This is a genomic window from Vibrio salinus (assembly GCF_021272385.1).
Lineage (GTDB): Bacteria > Pseudomonadota > Gammaproteobacteria > Enterobacterales > Vibrionaceae > Vibrio > Vibrio salinus.
Genome location: NZ_JAJSDZ010000009.1, coordinates 489,378 through 506,506, shown reverse-complemented (window position 1 = coordinate 506,506; position 17,129 = coordinate 489,378). Strand labels below are relative to the sequence as shown.

The following is a 17,129-nucleotide window of genomic DNA, read 5'->3' as shown; positions in this document are numbered from 1 at the left end:
ACCCTTTTTCTTACCTGTCTATTGGTAACTGAAAAAGCGAATGGCTGTTTATCCATAACTGCTTCACCACATCGGTGGCCTTTTCTGAACGTAATTCAGTCAGTGAAAGCAAGATTCGTTGCAGGTACTTAGGATGGTTAGGCATTCCCTGATGTCCGGAGACTGGCATATCCGGGGCATCGGTTTCCAGAACAAGACTCTCTAAAGGCAGTTGGCTGATAGCCTGTCGGGTTTTATTTGCTCTTGGATAAGTGATCGTCCCACCGACCCCAATTTTCAGCCCTAAATCAACAAATACTTTGGCCTGCTGATAACTTCCGGTAAAAGCATGCACAACGCCTCCAGACAATGCCGGATATTTCCTGACCATCCCGGCAATTTGTGAATGGGTCTTCCGGCTGTGCAATATCACGGGTAATGAGCTCTTGATAGCTATATCAAACTGCGCCGTCAGTATATCCTGCTGCTTTTCAAGTGGTATATTAACCGTCGCATCCAGACCACATTCACCAATCGCGACACAGGAATTCTGTCGTCGGTCTACCGCACTCTGAAATTCTGTCAGTATCCGCTCATCAACTGACGACAGAAAATAAGGATGAATACCCAATGCATGATAAATAATGCCGGGGTATTGTTCCGATAACGTTTCAACCCGACGCCAATTCTGAACTCCGACAGACGGAACAATCAGTTTTCGGATACCCCTGTTAATAGCCTCTTCCAGTTCTGAAGAAAAAGAAGAAGAAAAGGCATCAAAATCAAAATGACAGTGAGTATCGACCAAAAATGAACATGGGGAATTAGCGTTCTTCACGGTGAAAAACAAACTCTTTATCAGAGGATTCCGCTTCAACAAAATAGTAACCGGCGGTGTTGAATGATTTAAGCTGCTCAACCTCATCAATCCGGTTTTCAATAATATAGCGCGCCATCATGCCTCTGGCTTTCTTCGCATAAAAACTGATCACCTTATAACGACCGCTTTTACAGTCTTTAAAGACCGGCGTTATCATCTTACCACTCAGTTTCTTGGTTTTTACCGACTTAAAATACTCATTGGATGCCAGGTTGACTAAAACCTGATCACTTTGTTCACCCAAAGAATCATTAATCTTATCGGTGATCCGATCCCCCCAGAATTGATATAAGTTGGTTCCTCGTGGATTTTCCAGTTTTGTCCCCATCTCCAGACGATATGGCTGCATTAGATCAAGTGGACGGAGTATACCGTACAACCCGGATAAAATTCGCAAATGACTCTGAGCGTATTTCAAATCCTCTTCTGACAGAGTTTCAGCATCCAGACCGGTGTAGACATCGCCCTTAAAAGCGAAAACAGCCTGCCGTGAATTATCAAAGGAAAACGATGGACTCCACTCTTCAAAACGTACGGCATTCAAACCGGCAATTTTATCACTGACTTTCATCAGAGAAGCGATATCTGCCGGTGTCAACTGACGGCATACATCAATTAATTCTTGTGAATGTTCGGTAAACTCAGGGACGGTAAAGATCTCCGAAACAAGCGGAGATTCGTAATCTAATGTTTTTGCTGGTGAGACGACAATAAGCATGACTTTAAAATTCCTGATTGTTTATTTTTATATGGTTTTCCATCCTAAAGTAACAAAAAAAACCATGCAATGTCTGCATGGCTTTTCCGATATCAGAAATAGATAGAATCAATCATCTCCATTTTCAGGCTGATCCCAGATTCCCTCTTCTAACTGAGACTTAAGCTCCGGATAATCATTAACATCAAATGTTGGCACTTTTCCTGATCTCAGTTGCTGGTTGTAATCTTTTGCCAGTTTCACAACAATCCCTGACAGTAAAAGAATCGCCACCAGATTAACAATCGCCATCAGTCCCATCGATACATCTGCCATCGCCCACACCGTAGGCAGCGTAGCCAGAGAACCAAACAGCACCATACAAAGGAAAACCATTCGGAAGATCAACAGTCCTTTCTTATGGTTACGCTCCAGAAAGACTAAGTTGGTTTCTGCATAAGAATAGTTGGCAATAATAGAGGTAAAAGCAAACAAAAAAATCGCACAGGCAATAAAAATCCCCCCCCAGTCACCAACCTGAGCGTTAAGCGCTCTCTGGGTAAGTTCAATTCCCGTAACCTCTCCATGTGGAACATATTCTCCGGACATGAGAATAATCGCTACAGTAGATGAACAGATAACAATCGTATCAATAAAGACACCGAGCATCTGAACGTATCCCTGAGAAGCCGGATGAGGAGGATATGGTGTTGCAGATGCTGCCGCGTTAGGAGCAGACCCCATCCCCGCTTCGTTCGAAAATAGCCCTCGTTTAACACCATTAATCATCGCCTGGGCAACCATGTACCCCAATCCACCGGCTGCCGCTTCCTGAAAACCGAATGCGCTTTTGACAATTAAAGTGATTACTGCCGGTAATTTTTCGATATTAATCACCAGGACAAACAGTGCAATCGCCAAATAAACAAGCGCCATAAAAGGAACAATTATCTCAGCTGTCCGGGCGATTTTTCTTACACCACCCAAAATAACAAATGCCGATAACCCCATAATTCCAACGCCGACGTAAACCGGTTGAAAACCAAATGCCGTCGTCAGTGCATTTGTAATCGAATTTGCCTGAACCGCATTAAATACAAGACCAAAGGCAATCATCAGAAAAACAGAGAAAAGAATTCCCATCCAGCGCATTCCAAGGCCTTTCTCCATATAATACGCAGGACCACCACGGTAATTACCATCATCATCTTTGGTTTTATAAAGCTGAGCCAATGTACTTTCCGCGAATGACGTTGCCATACCGACCATGGCCGTTACCCACATCCAGAAAATAGCTCCGGGACCACCTGCAGTCAGAGCAACCGCAACCCCTGCCATATTCCCGGTTCCAACTCGGGCTGCAAGGCTTGTACATAAAGCCTGAAAAGAAGAGATTCCTGAATTATCAACACGCCGGGAATTTTTAAGCACCAGAAACATATGTTTGAAATGGCGAACCTGAATAAAGCTTAAACGAAAGGTGAAATACAACCCCACGCCAACAAGAAGGTAAACCAGTATCGATCCCCAAAGAAGATCGTTCATTAAATTGATTAAATCTGTCACAAAAACCTCGGGCGGACATAGACTAGAGTCTGTTAATTCTGTTGCACATCCATTCTGATTCTTGACTCGAAACTAACCAAGAAGCGTTATCTTAGTTTTCCTTTTTCTGACTTATAAAAATAAGGACTGCTTATTTTTACTCGGGGATAATGCTATCTAAATAGCAAAAAATCAACTTAACTGATGTATATCAAGTTTTGTACATGCCAGACAAACTTAACATGGGGTTATTTTGATTTAACATTTTTTACACATTATTTGAATTTATTCTTTACAAAAGACATAAAAAAAGAGATTCTTTCGTCAACACCATTGTAAAGGGAAATTGGTTGGTCAGGATGACCGGAATTTTTCTTAATTTGTGAAATTTTCGATGTCTTAATGAAATATGGCATTTTAATTTTGATCGAAGATTCACCTCAAGAAAGTTAAAAAAATTTACATAATTCCACTCAATGTCCTGACCTCAACAATACTATGTGACGTTTTTACCTCTTATTTTTTGTGATTTTGTTACGAAAAATAGAAAAAACGTCATCAAATAGAAACATTTAAGAAATATTTGAGAAATATTTCAAAGTTAATTTAAGTGAAAGTATGTTATCTATTCAGCTGTCATATTGTTGGCAATGGCATAAAGAGGCTAAATTATGGACGATTTAATCCTGGTAGAACTTCTAGAAAAAGAAATCAACAAAATTCGCTCTCAACGTTCAAAACCGTCCAAAAGAATGTGGCGGGAAATAGAGGAAATCAGAGACAGACGACGATTAGAAAAAGAACTGTTGGAAATGGATGTTTGTCTTGATGTAGACGACATCAAATTATAATTTTTTTAAAAAAGGCTCTTATGAGCCTTTTTTATTCATTTTTTCTTTGATTTAGACGATATGATATAGCTAAAACACAAGGCTCAGACTTTTTCTTCTTGTTTGAAGTTTCTTACAAGTTCAGCCAGCTGTTTATAACGATCGGCAATATTATCTCCAAAGACAGGATCATCTTCGCTCTGTTCCCACTGACTTTCCAGAAACTCCCAGTCTGCAGCGACAAATGTTTTATTTACAATAGGAATAATTTCTCTTTCTTCTAAATCAAGATGCTGTTTCTGAGAAGTAATAAATTCAGCCAGCTGCTCCATAAACACTTCCTGAGGAACGATGGCATCCTGCAAAATCATCTCAATAATATCCATAAAGTGATGTGTTTTTTTAGCCAGCGCAACGTGGTCTTCAGCCAGATCAGCAATGTGTTTATCATCACCGTATTTTTCTACGTAGTAATGATAAATTAAATCTTCTTTGGGGTGGTGTACCGTTTCTGAATGGGAAGATAAGTAATCAACTATATCTTTCACCAACCGATAATCAACTTTTTGCTCTGTTTGCAATCGTTGATACTGACTTTTCAATATGGCTAATAGGCGCGTCATATATCCATGTTCACGCCTGATCCGTTCTATCATCATCATGCTTCTCCAATGCATTTGCCAACCTAATTGTATAAAACATTGATGAAATATGCTTTGATTCCAGTCGAAAAAACAAAATTTACATTTCAGTTAAGTACTGGTTGCCAGTTAATTGGCGCCTTACCTGCATTATTAAGTATTTGATTTGTTTTTGAAAAATGGCCACAACCTAAAAAACCACGATGAGCAGAAAGTGGAGATGGGTGAGGTGCAGTCAAAACATGGTGCCTCTGACGGTCAATAATTCGTCCTTTTTTCTGTGCATGAGCGCCCCACAGAAGAAAAACGACATTTTCCCGTTGCTCGTTAATAACGGCAATCACTTTATCCGTGAAGGTTTCCCAGCCACAATTTGCATGAGAATGCGCTTTACCCTGCTCAACAGTCAAAACCGTATTAAGCAACAATACACCCTGAGCGGCCCAACTTTTTAAATAACCATGTTCAGGAATTGAAAAACCGGGAATGTCACTTGCTAACTCTTTGTATATGTTAACTAAAGAAGGCGGCGTTTTAACTTCTGGCCGTACAGAAAAACAGAGACCATGAGCCTGCTGAGGTCCATGATAAGGATCCTGTCCGATAATAACGACATTAACATCGGAAAATTCAGTAAACCGGAAAGCATTAAAGACATCATGGGCGGGAGGATAAATCACTTTACCACTTTGTCTCTCCGACTCAACAAATGACATAATTTGCTGGAAGTAAGGCTCCTGCTTTTCGGCACCGATTACATCATGCCATGAAATTGGGTTTGTCATAAAACATTCCTAAATTGTCCAATTTACAACTATTTTAACGACAAACCAGATGACATGACATCATTTTCAACGATTAATCAGTACGATATATGAGACGGTCGTTGTGGTGCCCGGTGATGTCCCTGACCATTCACATGACGGTTTGGCATTGGCATCCGGGGTGCTGGTCGACCAGCTGCGCAAAGTACAGAGCAGAAAGACATAAAGACCTCCAAAATTCACATTTATGTAATTAACTGGTAACTAAGAGCGTTTTCTCATATTATGCTATGAAAAAATGATGCCAACTTATCAAGAATTGAAAATCAATATATCTTATGAATGAAAAGATTGTACCAGATCAATTTCAGCAGGCCATAATGTCGGTTCAATCGTTTCAAGTATCAGGGGAATCCCATTAAACCGCTTATCTTTACCAATAAATTCAAAGCACTCCAAACCGATATGCCCTTTTCCCAGAGAATGATGCCTGTCAACACGCCCACCTAAAGGTGTTTTTGAATCATTTAAATGCATTGCTCTTAAATAGTGCATACCGACAACCTGATCCAGCTCTTCAAATGTACTCTCACAAGCCATTGCCGTTGAGAGGTCATATCCTGCCGCAAATAGATGACAGGTATCGATACAAATCCCAACCCGTTCTTTATCTTCAACAAGTTCAATTAAATAAGCAAGATGCTCAAAACGGTGTCCGAGATTCGTCCCCTGGCCTGCCGTATTTTCGATAACAGTAATGACACTTCCGACCTGCTCATGGGCAAGATTAACCGACTCGGCAATTCGTTTCAGACAATCCTGTTCTGGCATTTTTTTCAGATGACTTCCAGGATGAAAATTAAGCAGCTTTAACCCTAACTGCTCACACCTTGCCATTTCGTCATAAAAAGCAAAGCGAGACTTTTCCAGATTTTCCTTATCGGGATTTCCTAAATTAATTAAATACGAGTCATGAGGAAGAATTTGATCGGCACTAAAACCATATTTCTTACAGTTAGTCTTAAATGCTGTTATCGTCGTTTCATCCAGAGGCTTTGCTTTCCACTGCCTCTGATTTTTAGTAAACAAAGCAAAAGCAGTTGCCCCTATTTCATTTGCTCTGAGCGGTGCATTCTGAACACCTCCGGCAGCGGATACATGTGCTCCTACCCATTTCACACTTTTCATTCACCTGAAATCTCTTGTTTAATTAACCTTATCACAGTATATCAATCGCTTATTCATTTCATCAAACCTCAAAGCGTATGTAGTAAAATTACAACAAATTTACGTATAAACAATTTTTTATATTTTAAAAAAGTTTGTACATGGCAAAACTAACGAAGATTTAGTTGATTTTAATCAATTCACAAGATCGTCAAACAAGTCAATATATTAATCAAGCTTGATATAAATCAATATTTTTAGTATGGTTATTTGGTATATAATGAGCAGCTCAGCAAAATTATTGAAAATAAACACCAAATAATCTCATTAAAATTAGGAGTTCGTAATGATTCAAGGTATTCAAATTACTAAAGCAGCTAACGATGATCTTATCAATTCTATCTGGCTTCTTGATTCAGAAACCAACGAAGCTCGTTGTGTTGCAGGTTCTGGCTACGAAGAAAACCAGGTCGTCGCATTAAATGAGCTGGGTGAATACGAAAGTCGTGAAGTTGCTATTGAAACTGCACCTAAAATTGAAGGTGGTCAACACCTGAACGTTAATGTTCTGAAACGGGAAACTCTTATGGATGCCGTTGATCATCCAGAAAAATACCCACAGCTAACCATCCGTGTTTCCGGATACGCTGTACGTTTTAATTCTCTGACACCAGAACAACAACGCGATGTTATCGCTCGTACTTTTACAGAATCTCTGTAATTGTCAGACAAACGAAAAATGGCGCAATTTGCGCCATTTTTTATACCTGTGAACTTGCCGTATATTATTTCTGAACTCTGCGTAATACGGTTTTCAATGCTTCAAAATCGTTATCTAGTTCTTCTGATAACAATTCCATCGCGGCATGTTTTGCTAATGGCGCAGGAAGCTCAATATCGGTCCCTAAAATATCATCAACCACTTCTTTAAATTTAGCCGGATGAGCGGTACATAGGAATAACCCGGTTTCTCCCGGTTGAAGTTGCTCACCGAGAACACGATAAGCAATCGAACCATGAGGCTCACACAGATAACCAAGCTGATTCAGCTCCTTAACGGATTCAGCACTCTGCTCATCGGTAACAGCGCCTTTACCTAATGTGTCCAGTCCCCATTGCTTAATACGGCAAAGCTCTTCAATTCGGGGCCAGTTATTCGGCTGACTCACATCCATGGCATTTGACGTTGTTGCAATCGTTGGTTTTGGATCCCACTGCCCATTCTCAAGATAACGGGGAACCGTATCATTAACATTCGTTGCTGCAATAAAGCGCTTAACAGGAAGACCCAGTGCTTTAGCAAGCAGACCGGCCGTCAGATTACCGAAGTTACCACTAGGAACGGACACCACCAGATTTTCACGCTCTTCTTTACTCATTTGAGCCGCGGCTTCAAAGTAATAACAAATTTGTGCCATCAGACGACTGATGTTAATCGAGTTTGCTGAGTTAAGACCGATTTCATCACGTAACGCCTGATCATCAAATGCCTGTTTGACCAATGACTGGCAAGCATCGAAATCACTGTTAATGGCAACGGTATGAATATTTTTGCCCAACGTGCAGAACAGTTTTTCCTGTAGTGGACTAATTTTGCCTTTTGGATAAAGAATCACAACGTTGATATTTTCCATTCCATAAAAGGCATGGGCAACCGCCGCTCCGGTATCACCGGAAGTCGCGGTCAGAATGGTAATTTTACCGCCATTGGATACCGCAGCTAAAGACTGAGCCATAAAGCGGCCACCAAAGTCTTTAAATGCCAGAGTCGGACCATGGAACAGTTCCAGCGCATAAACGCCATCTTTTACCTGACTGATAGGAGCCGGAAACTGAAAAGCCGCATTAACCATTTCGGAGACTTTTTCCGGAGCAAGTTCATCGCCAATAAGAGCAGACAATATTTTCGCACTACGAGTCGTAAAATCTTCCGCCAGTAACCCATCAATATCATCAAACGTTGGCAATTCTGATGGGAAAAATAATCCCTGATTTCGGCCCAGCCCCTGGCGAACGGCCTGACCAAAAGATACCTGTTCATCATTCTCTTTTATATTGTAAAGCTTCATAGCTCACTTCCTGTCAGTTTCGAACCTTGTTTATCTAAACGACAAATATGGACGAATCCTTCCTCATTTTGTACATAATTCTGTTCTAACCACCGAGCAACTCGCTCAGCAACGCTCTTTTCTTTGCAAATACTGAACAACGTCGGACCACTGCCCGAAATTCCTGTCGTTAATGCACCGGCTGTCGCAGCATAGCGACGGGCATCTGCAAAACCAGGAAGAAGTTTCTCACGATATGGTTCTGCGATCACGTCTTTAATAAGTTTAGCCGCCAATTCAGGTTGATTAGAGTGGCAGGCATGAATAAACCCGGCCAGATGACGACCGTGAGCGATAACATCCTGACGACGGTACTGAGACGGAAGAATGGCTCTGGCTTCTGCCGTAGCCACTTTAATGCCCGGATAAGCCATAACCCAGTACCATTCATCAAAGCAAGGGACTTCCTGACTGATAATACCCAGCTCTTCAAGCATAAGCTGTAAACCACCAAGATAGCATGGCGCAACATTATCGTAGTGAACACCACCCGAAATCTTACCTTCCATTTCCCCCATTAATGCCAGCAGTTCCATTTCTGACAATGGGTTATGATGAAACTGATTCAAAGCATCTAACGCCGCAACGACGGAACAGGCACTGGAGCCCAGTCCTGAACCGATAGGCATATTTTTTTCCAGCGTCATTTGCAGTGGCTCAATCTGTATTCCCTTTTTCTCCAGCTCTCTTTTGTATACAACCCAACAGTCATAAACAATATTGTCTTTTGGCTCGGGAGGCAGTTTAGATACAAAGTCACCAACTAAATTCAAAGAAAATTCGTTGTCACTGCTTTTAACCTCAACCCGGTCTCCCAGTAATGTACCGTCAATAGGTGACACTGCGGCCCCCAGAACGTCAAACCCCACACTAACATTGCCAATAGAGGCTGGTGCGTAAACAACAACGCCTGATTTCTGCTCGCTCATATTATGCCCCTAATTTCCAGCCCAGAGTACGCATCACATCCGCAAAAACTCCTGCGGCAGTGACTTCGGTACCGGCACCATAACCACGTAATACCAGTGGAATCGGCTGATAATAACGGCTATAAAATGCGAGTGCGTTTTCACCGTCCTTAATCTTAAACATTGGATCGTTTTCACCCACTTTTGCAATTCTGACCTGGCATTTTCCATCCGCAATTTCGCCGACATAACGTAAGACCTTGCCTTCTTTGTCTGCTTCTGCCTGCAGCTGTTTAAAGTATTCATCCGCTTCCGGCAAACGGGCCATAAAGTCATCAACCGAACCGGTAGAATCAAATCCCGGCGGCAATGCCAGTTCAACGTTCACATCATCAAGTTCCAGCTTCATTCCGGATTCACGGGCCAGAATCAGCAATTTACGAGCAACATCCATACCGGACAGGTCATCCCGGGGATCAGGCTCAGTAAACCCTTTGTCTTTTGCAATCTGAGTGGCCTGACTTAATGTTAATCCTTCATCCAGCTTTCCAAAAATGAAAGACAGAGAACCGGATAAAATACCGTTAAATCGTTCCAGTTCATCACCGGCCGCTATCAGATTCTGCAGGTTCTCAATTACCGGCAGACCAGCTCCGACCGTTGTTTCATACATTAAACGGCGGCGCGCACGACGGGCAACTTTTCGCAGTTCTTGATAGTAAGCCATACTGGCTGTGTTCGCTTTCTTGTTCGGGGTAACAACATGGAAACCGGCCGAAATAAAGTCCGCATACTGGCTGGCAATATCATCACTGGAAGTACAATCAACCAGAACAGGGTTAATAATGTGGTTACGCTGAACCAGAGCAATGAGTCTGGCTAAACTGAATTCCTCTGACACACCGGACATTCTGTCACGCCAGTTATCAAGAGGCAGACCCTCAGCATCGAGCAGCAACCCTTTACTGTTTGCCAGACCACATACCCGGATGATAATGCCTCTTTCCGCCAGCTTTGGTTGTTGACGGGCAATCTGATCAATAAGCTCACCACCAACACCACCGACACCGACAACAAAGACATCCAAATGATGTTTAGCGTTAAACAGGTTTTCATGACAGGCTTTAATGGCTTCTGAAATTTTATCTTCAGAAATAACCGCTGAAATCGCCCTTTCCGATGACCCCTGAGCAATGGCCACGATATTCACGTGCACTTCGGCCAGAGAACGGAAGAACTGAGAAGCAATACCGCTGGTGGTTCTCATTCCATCACCGACTAAAGTCACAATCGCAACATCACTGATAAATTCAACCGGTTCAAGGATGCCATCTTTAAGCTCAAGTTCGAAAGCTTCAGCCAGTGTTTGTTCTGCTTTATGTTTATCCTCAGTTTCAATACAGAAGCTGATAGAATATTCAGATGAAGACTGTGTAATCAAAACGATCGAAACGCCGGCAGAAGACATGGCACCAAACACTCGGCTTGCCATACCAACCATGCCTTTCATTCCAGGACCGGAGACATTAACCATCGTCAGACTATTCAGTGTCGTAATGCCTTTAATCGGTAAATTATCTTCACCTGTATCCTGACCGATAAGAGTACCGGCTCCCTGAGGGTTAAAACTGTTTTTAATTAAACATGGGATCTGGAAGCGGGCAATAGGAGCAATGGTTTTGGGATGGAGAACGGAAGCACCAAAGTATGACAGTTCCATCGCTTCCTGATAACTCAGTGACTTGAGCAAGCGTGCATCATGAACCAGCCGTGGATCACAGTTATAAACGCCATCTACATCAGTCCAGATTTCACAGCAATCGGCCCTCAGACAGGCAGCCAGTACAGCAGCAGAATAATCAGAGCCATTACGGCCTAAACAAACTAATTCCCCTTTTTCATTACCTGCAGTAAAACCTGGCATAATAATTACATGATTGTCCGGTAACGGGTTGCGTTTAAAGTTTTCTGTTGAAATATCAACATCGACCATGGCTTCCAGATGGTTGCCTTCAGCATAAAAATATTCAACGGGATCAATTAAATGGGCTTTCTGATCTTTTGCTTCCAGCACGGCTTTCATCAGTTGAATTGATATACGCTCACCCTTACTGATAATACGGGCATTCACATGATCGGGACACATACCCAACAACCCTATGCCATGAACAAACTGACGGAGCGTAGATAACGATTTATTCACGACTTCATGGAAAGCCGTTCCATCGATATTCGGTAGTTCTTGCTGAATAGTATTAAATAACTGTTCAAATGAGGTTTTCAGTTCTTCAATCTGTAATTCTGCTTCACCATTTTTAAGCGCAGACTCAATAATAGCGACCAATTTATTCGTTGTTTTTCCCGGAGCAGACAGAACAACAGACACCTCTTCTTGTTTGGAATTATTTGCCACAATTTGCGCAGCTCTTAAGAACCGATCGGCATCAGCTAACGACGAACCACCGAACTTTAATACACGCATCCCTTCCTCCAATACTTCAAATAGACATAAAAAAAGGGCCTGCATCTTATTGAATGCAGGCCCTTTTTTCTAAAATTTCGCTCAGCAGCCTGCCCCAACATACGTAATGTCGGTAATAATAATGGTGGTAATCATTACTAATGGGCAAATTGCGTTCATTTACAAATTCACTTTTTAATCAGTTTATGTTTGCTGCCTCTACATTTACCTTATTTACGCTACTCAAGTCAACCAAAACTTAAGTTTTTTTAGCTAAACAGGAAATGAATCAGTAAAAGCGTAAAAAACGATCATTAATTCAGTAAAAAGATTAAAAATCGAGCGGTTTGGTTGACAGCACAATGCCATTCCAATCCGAATATAAGTAATCTCCAGGTTGGATAGACTGATTGGCAATTCTTAAAGTCAGATTGACATGGCCTGAGTCATGATTCGCCGAGTTTTTAGGACAGGCTGCCAAAGCTTTAATACCAATGTCTCTGTCCGCCAAAGCACCAACATCTCGTAATGCACCATAAATAACAACGCCTTCCCAACCATTTTTCATGGCGATAGCAGCAGTTTGGTCATCAAATAAAGCGGCATCACAAGAGCCATTACCATCGACAAACAACACTTTGCCTTTTCCATCCTGACTCAGTTGTTCAATGATTTTAGCGCTGTCTTTAAAACAACTAACGGTGACAACCTGACCAAAAAAAACACTCCGGTAACCAAAGTTATGCAGTGGCAGATCAAGTAACTGGACATCAGATGCATATTTATCACAAATAACTGGGGTGATATCTTTCATTATTCCTCCATGATTCTCATTAAAGCTTTTTATAAATCTCTCTGCAGCAATCCCTATATGACACGAATATTCATCGACACACGAATATAAATACAACTCTCCGGCAGAAACATAAAAGATGGCATTCTGACGGTATTTTTTCCCAAGGTGAATTGCATCCGGTAATGGAATCTCAACAGCAAAGCTCTCTTCATACCATTCAAATTTGCGATCACCTGCGATAACGGGCCAATAAAGACGACTACGGAGATCTTTTTTTAATTTCTCATTATTCGCGCAGTTTTGTTTATAAGACATTCTGTCGCTAAAAGGGTTCCACGCAGTAATAATCGCATATTGTGGAAATAAAATCTCATGGGATAGATCAAAAACCGTATCCGCATAAGCATGCCAGAGCTCAGGCTTAATCATTATATATTCCTGTTTTTCCTAAATATTACTATTGTTATATGAAGGTTAATAGCTCTTGATATAAATCAAACAATTGTAGGGAATGAACATTTAACCATTGTTACTATGCTGTTAAGAATATAGAATACGCCCGTTAAAGCCCAAGACAACAACGGCAAGCAGCCACAACCCCCACGGAAGGCGGAAAACGAATCAAAGTATGCTTTTTGGGTGCATTAGGTTAATATCAACATAGTTTTATTAGTATGTTATCTTTACCTATAGCTTATTTCGTTTTGATACAACTTATTAACAATTTTTCAGGTACCGCCGATGCAAACCCCGCAGATTCTTATTGTAGAAGATGAGCAAGTCACCCGTAATACGCTTAAACGTATTTTTGAAGCCGAAGGATACGTTGTATTTGAAGCCAGCGATGGCGAAGATATGCACACCGTACTGTCTGAACAATCCATCAACCTGGTAATTATGGATATTAACCTGCCCGGGAAGAATGGATTGTTACTTGCGCGAGAGTTACGGGAACAGGCAGATGTTGCTCTTATGTTCTTAACCGGACGCGATAATGAAGTGGATAAAATCCTTGGTTTGGAAATTGGCGCCGATGATTACATCACGAAACCGTTTAACCCAAGAGAACTGACCATTCGTGCCCGTAACCTTCTCAGCCGTTCGATGACAACGAATGCCGTACACGAAGAAAAACGCAACGTCGAATCATACCGCTTCAACGGATGGGAGCTTGACATCAACAGCCGTTCACTGGTCAATCCGGATGGTGATTCATACAAGCTGCCACGTTCTGAATTCCGGGCCCTCCTTCATTTCTGTGAGAATCCAGGAAAAATCCAAACCCGTGCGGACCTTCTGAAAAAAATGACTGGCCGGGAACTAAAACCGCATGATCGTACTGTTGATGTAACCATCAGACGCATTCGTAAACATTTTGAATCGGTAACAGGTACACCCGAGATTATCGCCACTATTCACGGCGAAGGTTACCGCTTCTGTGGTGATATCGAGGCATAACCCCAAAATCTCACTCTGCGATTTTTAATTCACCTAGAAAAAACCTCAGTATTAATCACTGAGGTTTTTTAATATCTATCTTCGGGATACAGACCTAGCTTCCCGTAACACGGTCGATTGACACGTTTTTGTCTATCAACCATGCTTTTTCTCTGTCATTATGCAGCAGGACAAGTACATCAATCGGTGACGATAACTTTAATGTATTCAGTTGAAAGTGAATTTCCCACAAACTCTCATTACTGATATCCAGATCTAATTGATTTTTGGAAAGCGTTGTCACATTCGTTCCCTGATAGAGTATGACTTTTTCTATCTCATAATCAGCTGGAAGCGAAGCGTGAGAAACAAGATAAACATCCCCCTCCATCTGAGACCGAGTATCATCAACCCAAAAGTTGCTTGTCACTTCGACCTCTGCGCCTGTCACTTCAGAGAAATTCGGAAACTCACCGAGTTCAGCCCGATCCCCATTAGAGCATCCGGCTAATACGATACTTAACAAACCCGCTAATATATATGACTTCATAGATTACCTGCTTTCTAACCATTGTTTTAAAAGCTGAATATCTTTTGAATACTCATTTTTAATCTCGTCAACCCAATCACTAATGTTTTCCCACCAGGCAGGAGCATCCGGCGTTTGTGCTTTCTGCGCGACTTTCTGAATTCTGGCAAGACCAATTGAACCGGCGGCACCTTTGATCTTATGAGCTTCAGAAACAATGGAATCCTGATCCTTAGCCATCATATTTGAATCGAGAACCTCAATGTAGCCAGGCATCAATTCTTCAAACATTTCAATGCTGTCTAACACCGGTTTAACTCCCACAATATCAACATAAGAGGTCAACATGTCAATATCTAGTATCTGATGGTATTTCTGCTCTTCATGTGCCATTTCCGAGATCTCTTGACCAGACTGTTTATCCATTTCATTAATAATGTCCTCAGGGCGGTTATCATCATTAACCAGTTTGTCTATGACATCTTTTATTGCAGCAACGGATAAGGGTTTACTGACTACATCATCCATCCCTTTCTTCAGGTATTCACTTTTATCTTTAAGAACGTTTGCCGTTAATGCCACCAGCGGCGGCAATGATTGCTCCTCAAAACGCTCTCTGATTATTTTTGCGACATCGAACCCGGTCATATCCGGCAACTGAATATCAAGAAAAGCTAAATCAAACGTATCAACACGGAATTTATCAAGAGCTTCCTGCCCTGTCATCGCAACAGTCACAGTATGTCCCAGACTTTCCAGTAATGAACGAGCAACGGTAACATTTAATTCAATATCTTCGACCATGAAAATATTCAAGCTTTTTTGTTCACATGGCATTTCGGTTATCAACATTGAGTCATCAATTAGCGGCGCAGTAAAAGAAACTGTGAATGTGCTTCCAAAGCCTTCTTCACTCGAAACCGATATATCACCATTCATCATATTCATTAACTGTTTCGACACAGCCAGTCCAATCCCGGTACCAACCGCATGAAGATTTCCTTTATCAGATTTTACCTGATAGTACATTGCAAAAATCTTTTCTAACTCCGCGTCAGGAATACCAACTCCGGTGTCTTCAATGTCAATTAAGATTTCAACATCAGACTCATGAATATCAGCACTGACCGTCATCACAACCCCCCCTTCTCTGGTAAACTTCATTGCATTACTTAACAAATTCCAGAGTACCTGACGCAGACGAGTTGCATCCACTTCAATCACAGAAGGGATATCGGTTAGTCGGTCCAGATCAAAACGAAGCCCTTTCTGCTCAGCCATTAACGAAGCGAGACTATCGATTTCAACGATAAAATCTTCAAAATTAAGAGCTTCAGGAATGAGCTCTAATTTTCTACGATCAAATTTATCCATATCGATAATATCGTTAAAAATATTCCCCAGTGTCACAGCACTGACATTGATGGTCTGCATGTGTTTACGCTGTTCATCGTCGAGTTTAGTATCAAGTAACATGCGGCTCAGGCCAACAATACCGTTCAGAGGCGTTCTTAATTCATGACTGACTGTGGATATAAACGTGGTCTTTTCACGGCTGGCTTTTTCTAACGATTCCTCATGACGCTTACGTTCCGTAATATCACGGCCAAACCCAACCAACCCCAGATGACGACCGTCATTCGAATAAAAAGGCACTTTACGGATTTCAAAATAGCTTTTCCGGCCGTCGGGATATTCAAGCCACTGTTCGTAAGTAATCGAACAATTATTCTTAAATACGTGCTCATCGGTTTCAATAACTAATGAGGCAACGTCTTCGGTATAAACTTCCTGAGGCGACAAACCAACCAACTCACTCTCCCGTTTACCGATCAGCTCTTCCATAGCCCGGTTACAACCAGAAAAGATGCCATTGGCATTCCGGTAATAAATCAAATCGGGAGAAGCATCAATAAAAGAACGGAGCAACGCACTTTGCTCAGCAAGTTCCATCTGGGTTTTCTCTCGCTGGTAAACTTCATTTTCCAAATCCACCATGGCTTCTTTCCGTGCTTCTTCCGCTTTAATTCGCTCTTCTATCTCCTGATTTAATTTTGCAATATTCTGCTGAAGCTCGTAATTCAGTTCCTGATCACGAAACCTCATATCTTTCAGCTTTGACACCAGTTTAGATAGCCGCTGACGGGATTCTTCAAGCTGATCTACGACCACAGAAAGAAAATACACGGCCCAGGGGGTAATAATCAGACCAAAAAAGACGGAGCGGATGATATCAATATCGTCCACAAAACCATTGAATACCAGCGTAAGTCCTACCTGTACAACAACAGCCAAAGCAACGAGTGCCAATGCCAATAAAATTGAAAAACGCAGAATACCTAATTTAACAAGCAAGTCGACGTAATACTGCGCCAGATTCTTCATCG

General features: G+C 41.7%; 15 protein-coding genes, 1 pseudogene and 1 other annotated feature. Of the genes and pseudogenes, 3 read left to right on the top strand and 13 right to left on the bottom strand.

What is annotated here, in order from left to right:
* Positions 1 to 10 precede the first annotated feature (10 nt).
* The 3 genes from LRQ06_RS10520 to LRQ06_RS10510 all read right to left on the bottom strand — a co-directional run bounded on the left by LRQ06_RS10520 (position 11) and on the right by LRQ06_RS10510 (position 3,122).
* A complete protein-coding gene (locus LRQ06_RS10520) occupies positions 11 to 817 on the bottom strand; it encodes a TatD family hydrolase (protein WP_232766280.1) in 807 nt (268 codons plus the stop codon).
* On the bottom strand, positions 804 to 1,577 hold the full coding sequence (gene yaaA / locus LRQ06_RS10515) for a peroxide stress protein YaaA (protein WP_232766279.1): 774 nt from the start codon (positions 1,575 to 1,577) through the stop codon (positions 804 to 806). Before yaaA ends, LRQ06_RS10520 begins: the two co-directional genes overlap by 14 nt.
* Positions 1,578 to 1,685: 108 nt before the next feature.
* On the bottom strand, positions 1,686 to 3,122 hold the full coding sequence (locus LRQ06_RS10510; protein ID WP_232766278.1) for an alanine/glycine:cation symporter family protein: 1,437 nt from the start codon (positions 3,120 to 3,122) through the stop codon (positions 1,686 to 1,688).
* A gap of 650 nt (positions 3,123 to 3,772) precedes the next feature.
* Between LRQ06_RS10510 and LRQ06_RS10505 the strand changes: the two genes are divergently transcribed.
* Positions 3,773 to 3,952, top strand: coding sequence for a DUF3545 family protein (locus tag LRQ06_RS10505; RefSeq protein ID WP_232766277.1), 180 nt, complete (start codon positions 3,773 to 3,775; stop codon positions 3,950 to 3,952).
* An 83-nt stretch (positions 3,953 to 4,035) separates the two neighbouring features.
* On the opposite strand, the gene LRQ06_RS10500 is transcribed toward LRQ06_RS10505, so the two are convergent.
* The 3 genes from LRQ06_RS10500 to nfo form a co-directional block, all read right to left on the bottom strand.
* Positions 4,036 to 4,590 (bottom strand): hemerythrin domain-containing protein, encoded by a 555-nt coding sequence (locus LRQ06_RS10500; protein WP_232767155.1) that lies wholly within the window; start codon positions 4,588 to 4,590, stop codon positions 4,036 to 4,038.
* A gap of 89 nt (positions 4,591 to 4,679) precedes the next feature.
* Positions 4,680 to 5,357 carry a uracil-DNA glycosylase gene (ung, locus tag LRQ06_RS10495; protein WP_232766276.1) on the bottom strand — a complete coding sequence of 226 codons (678 nt, stop codon included), beginning with the start codon at positions 5,355 to 5,357 and terminating at the stop codon, positions 4,680 to 4,682.
* A 315-nt stretch (positions 5,358 to 5,672) separates the two neighbouring features.
* Entirely contained in the window at positions 5,673 to 6,524 is an 852-nt protein-coding gene (gene nfo / locus LRQ06_RS10490; RefSeq protein WP_232766275.1) for a deoxyribonuclease IV, read from the bottom strand.
* A gap of 325 nt (positions 6,525 to 6,849) precedes the next feature.
* On the opposite strand from nfo, the gene grcA reads away from it, so the two are divergent.
* On the top strand, positions 6,850 to 7,224 hold the full coding sequence (gene grcA / locus LRQ06_RS10485; RefSeq protein ID WP_232766274.1) for an autonomous glycyl radical cofactor GrcA: 375 nt from the start codon (positions 6,850 to 6,852) through the stop codon (positions 7,222 to 7,224).
* A 64-nt stretch (positions 7,225 to 7,288) separates the two neighbouring features.
* Here the strand turns inward: grcA and thrC are convergent, their stop codons facing one another.
* The 5 genes and pseudogenes from thrC to LRQ06_RS21040 form a co-directional block, all read right to left on the bottom strand.
* Entirely contained in the window at positions 7,289 to 8,572 is a 1,284-nt protein-coding gene (gene thrC / locus LRQ06_RS10480) for a threonine synthase (RefSeq protein ID WP_232766273.1), read from the bottom strand.
* Complete coding sequence (gene thrB / locus LRQ06_RS10475) at positions 8,569 to 9,540, bottom strand: homoserine kinase (RefSeq protein ID WP_232766272.1); 972 nt, start codon at positions 9,538 to 9,540, stop codon at positions 8,569 to 8,571. The genes thrC and thrB overlap by 4 nt, the downstream gene beginning before the upstream one ends.
* Before the next feature lies 1 nt (position 9,541).
* Complete coding sequence (gene thrA / locus LRQ06_RS10470; RefSeq protein WP_232766271.1) at positions 9,542 to 12,001, bottom strand: bifunctional aspartate kinase/homoserine dehydrogenase I; 2,460 nt, start codon at positions 11,999 to 12,001, stop codon at positions 9,542 to 9,544.
* 28 nt (positions 12,002 to 12,029) lie between these two features.
* Positions 12,030 to 12,145 (bottom strand) — a sequence feature (Thr leader region).
* 166 nt (positions 12,146 to 12,311) lie between these two features.
* The gene (locus tag LRQ06_RS10465) at positions 12,312 to 12,794 is read right to left on the bottom strand and encodes a putative 4-hydroxy-4-methyl-2-oxoglutarate aldolase (protein ID WP_232767154.1); all 483 of its coding nucleotides are present in this window, start codon (positions 12,792 to 12,794) and stop codon (positions 12,312 to 12,314) included.
* Between the two features lie 129 nt (positions 12,795 to 12,923).
* A pseudogene (locus LRQ06_RS21040) lies at positions 12,924 to 13,205 on the bottom strand (DUF3293 domain-containing protein); the annotation flags it as partial.
* A gap of 312 nt (positions 13,206 to 13,517) precedes the next feature.
* Here LRQ06_RS21040 and arcA point away from each other — a divergent pair.
* Positions 13,518 to 14,234 carry a two-component system response regulator ArcA gene (gene arcA / locus LRQ06_RS10455; RefSeq protein ID WP_232766270.1) on the top strand — a complete coding sequence of 239 codons (717 nt, stop codon included), beginning with the start codon at positions 13,518 to 13,520 and terminating at the stop codon, positions 14,232 to 14,234.
* 94 nt (positions 14,235 to 14,328) lie between these two features.
* Here arcA and LRQ06_RS10450 read toward each other — a convergent pair whose 3' ends face one another.
* Both LRQ06_RS10450 and arcB read right to left on the bottom strand, forming a co-directional pair.
* Positions 14,329 to 14,763, bottom strand: coding sequence for a hypothetical protein (locus LRQ06_RS10450; protein ID WP_232766269.1), 435 nt, complete (start codon positions 14,761 to 14,763; stop codon positions 14,329 to 14,331).
* 3 nt (positions 14,764 to 14,766) lie between these two features.
* Positions 14,767 to 17,127, bottom strand: a complete 2,361-nt coding sequence (gene arcB / locus LRQ06_RS10445; RefSeq protein ID WP_373054828.1) for an aerobic respiration two-component sensor histidine kinase ArcB — start codon at positions 17,125 to 17,127, stop codon at positions 14,767 to 14,769.
* Positions 17,128 to 17,129: the final 2 nt, after the last annotated feature.